This window comes from Rheinheimera tangshanensis (genome assembly GCF_014645135.1).
GTDB lineage: Bacteria > Pseudomonadota > Gammaproteobacteria > Enterobacterales > Alteromonadaceae > Pararheinheimera > Pararheinheimera tangshanensis.
The window spans coordinates 1-2320 of the sequence record NZ_BMLH01000022.1; the positions used below are offsets into that span (position 1 = coordinate 1).

Here is a 2320-nt window from a genome sequence, read left to right on the forward strand (position 1 = left end):
AACTTTTTAGCGTCTTATCCGGCGTTCACGACGGATAAGCGTCTGTTGAACGGTGGGCGCGCCCTTCATTGGTACATTTGATGCTAATGGAATTTGTATATTTAGGGAACAGCTGCTTGCAAGATTATTTTGGACAATCTGAAACCGTTTTTCGCGATGCTGCTGTCATTTCGTAACTCATAACCTGTTTAATCCAGTGAATATTCTCTGCTATTCAGAGCAACTGACAATACATCACCCTCCCGCTTTCCCGGGCTCATAGTTTTGCAGCTCATCACAACCAGCCGTTAATTATCCGGTGGTCCGGTGTCCAGTCGTTTGAGTAATCCAGCCAGTTGTAGGACACCACCTTTGCAGTGCGGGCAATGCCATACCGGCTCCGTTGTCGCCTCTGGTTTCTTTCGCAGCGTTGCCGCCTTCGGTTCCTGCGATTTGATTAAGGCCAGTTTCTCTTTACGGCTTTTATTGCTCAGCCAGCCGAAGTGCCGTATGCGCATCAGGCCTTTAGGCAGCACGTGACTTAAATAGCGCCGGATAAATTCTTCGCCACTGACCGTCATTACTTTTTTCTGGTTTCCGTCCTGGTAATCCTTGTAACGGAAGCTAACGCTGTGTTCATTCATCTGCACTAAACGACTTTCATGCAGCATACCTTTGCGGGTATAGCGTCCAAGGTAGCGCAGCACGGTTTCTGGTTTACACAGGCAGGCCTTACTAAATACAGACCAGGGCTTGCTCATTAACGCCTCGCTACTGGCAATCTGTATCTTTTCGTCCCGAAGTGCTGCCAGCATTTTGGCCCTGAATACCGTCGACAAGGCTTTCACCGGGAACAGATACTCCTTATCAATCACCTGCCATCGGCCAGTTTTACTCAGCATTCCACCCGGAATTAAACAGTGCAGATGAATATGCTGGCTTAATGTCTGGCCCCAGGTATGCAAAACTGCAGTCATACCTAACTGTCCGGCGTGTTTGCGGTGACGTTGTGCAAACGTGCTCAGTGTTTGCCACACTGCTTTGAATAAGCATTGATACAGTACTTCCTCCGCGAAGTGGCTGATAACATTAAGCTCGTGCGGTAAAGTGAATACCAGATGGAAGTACCTGGCCTGCACTAAATGCTCGGCCTGCACCTCTATCCATTGTCGGGTTCGTTGCCCCTGGCAGCGTGGGCAGTTGCGGTCACGGCACGAGCAGTACACCAGTTGTTGCTGGTGGCACTGTTGGCATTCCCAGAGTTGTTGGCCCAATGCTGCTGTTCTGCACTGCAGAATGTGCTGACAGGCTTTTTGCTGTTGCATGTTTAGCTTGTTGCTTTGCTGATAACTTGGCAAAAACTGTTGCAGTACATCTGCTAGATGCAGGCTCATGGCGCAGTACAGTGCGCAAGCAAATCTCGCGCCCCGCTGCCCATTTCTGGTAACCAATGCAGGTAATTCTGCGTTGTTTTCAGGTTACTGTGTCCAAGCTGATTCTGTAATTCATGCAGTGGCATACCTGATGTTAATTGGTGAGTGGCATAGGCATGGCGCAGTGAATGCACACTGCAGGCTTTCCCTACGCCGGACCGCTTCGCTGCCGCACGAAAGGCTTTCGCAATACAACTGCACGATACGGGTTGGTCCATGCCACGGCGTGAATAAAACAACCAGTTCCGTGGCCGGTATTCCTGCCAGTAACTCCGAAGTAGCTCAAGAACAGATGGCGTCAACAGCACATAGCGGTCTTTGTCGCCTTTACCACCTTCCACTTTGAGTACACAGCGCTTACCGTCGATATCCTTTACCTTGGTATGGATAAGCTCCATCAGCCGCAGTCCTGTGCCGTAATACACCCACAACATGGTTTGATATTTGGGGTCTTCGCAACACGTGATGATTTGCCGCACTTCAGCAGCACTGAGCAAGGTCGGCAGCTTATGCGCTCGCTTGGGCAAAGGTTTGGTGATAGTAAAACTGCGGTGCAGCACATGCTCAAAAAAGAAATGGATGCCGTTCAGTTGAATATGAATGGTGTTACGCGACGCTTTTTTCTCCAGCGTCAGGTACGTAAAGTAGGCTTCAAGCTGAGCCTCCGTCAGATAATCCGGTCGCTGTTGGTAATAACGACTGATTTGTTCTACTGCATAAAGGTAGGTTTCTTCAGTACGTGGCGATAGACCACGCAGCCGACATTGGTCGATCATTGCCTGGCGTAAAGGGGTCATGATGGTTCTCCGGTTGTCTTGGGAACAGTCCCGGAGTAAGTGTGGAAGCTCAGACTCAGTCTGTGAAATCAGGCTCCGCGTAGCGGCTTAGTTCAACAATTTAATAGAAGG

Annotated in this window: 2 protein-coding genes; both read right to left on the reverse strand. The window is 49.8% G+C overall.

Annotated elements, in window-relative coordinates; genetic code table 11:
- Positions 1 to 287: 287 nt before the first annotated feature.
- Positions 288 to 1373 (reverse strand): IS91 family transposase, encoded by a 1086-nt coding sequence (locus IEW88_RS18600; RefSeq protein WP_147905573.1) that lies wholly within the window; start codon positions 1371 to 1373, stop codon positions 288 to 290.
- Entirely contained in the window at positions 1370 to 2209 is an 840-nt protein-coding gene (locus IEW88_RS18605) for a tyrosine-type recombinase/integrase (RefSeq protein WP_147905574.1), read from the reverse strand. Before IEW88_RS18605 ends, IEW88_RS18600 begins: the two co-directional genes overlap by 4 nt.
- Between the last annotated feature and the right edge of the window lie 111 nt (positions 2210 to 2320).